The sequence below is a fragment of the Rhodobacter sp. P2_H5 genome (assembly GCF_056403335.1).
In genome coordinates this window covers 1-659 of the sequence record NZ_JBFUFS010000127.1, presented here as the reverse complement: position 1 = coordinate 659, position 659 = coordinate 1, and the positions used below count along the sequence as shown (strand labels likewise).

At 64.6% G+C, this 659-nt stretch carries 1 protein-coding gene; it reads right to left on the bottom strand.

Translation table 11 applies throughout. The features are described 5' to 3' along the window. A partial coding sequence (locus AC1DVR_RS23910; protein ID WP_478003110.1) for a dihydrodipicolinate synthase family protein occupies nucleotides 1-659 on the bottom strand: 659 nt, incomplete at both ends.

Sequence of the window (659 nt, the reverse complement as noted above, 5' to 3'; positions counted from 1 at the left end):
AGGCTGGACATGGCGACGTAAAGCTTGCGCATCACGGCTTGCGCGCCCGCGATGTCGCCGCGGGCATGGGCCTTGACCATGGCCACGGTTTGCTTGGGGAAGCAGTTGGCCGGGCCGCAGATCCAGCTGCCCGCGCCCCAGATCAGGAAGTCCAGCGCCACGTCGTCCGAGCCGCAGCTGAGCTGGTAACTGTCGCCGTAGCGCGTCTTGATGTCGATGGCACGCGCCAGCGAGCCCGAGCTTTCCTTGACCGCGATGACGCGCGGGTCGTCGCGGAAGGCGTCCATCACCCCGAAGCCGACTTCGACGCCAACGCGGGGCGGATAGTTGTAAAGCACCAGGTCGACCGGCACCGTGTCGAGGATCTTGCGGTAATGCGCGGTCAGTTCCTCCTGACTTGGCAGCGAGTAATAGGGCGGCGCCAAGAGGACGGTGTCATAGCCCAGTTCGGCCGCCACGCGGACGTTGCCAATGACCTCGCGCGTCGAGCCGGCATTGCCCCCGGCGATCAGCTGGGCTCGGTTGCCAACGACCTCCTTGACGAATTTCAGAACCGAGGCTTTCTCCTCGGCGTTCATCGCGTAGTATTCCCCGGTCGACCCCAGGGGCACGAAGCCCTTGACGCCATTGGCGATCTGATCCTCGATCAGCTTGCCGAA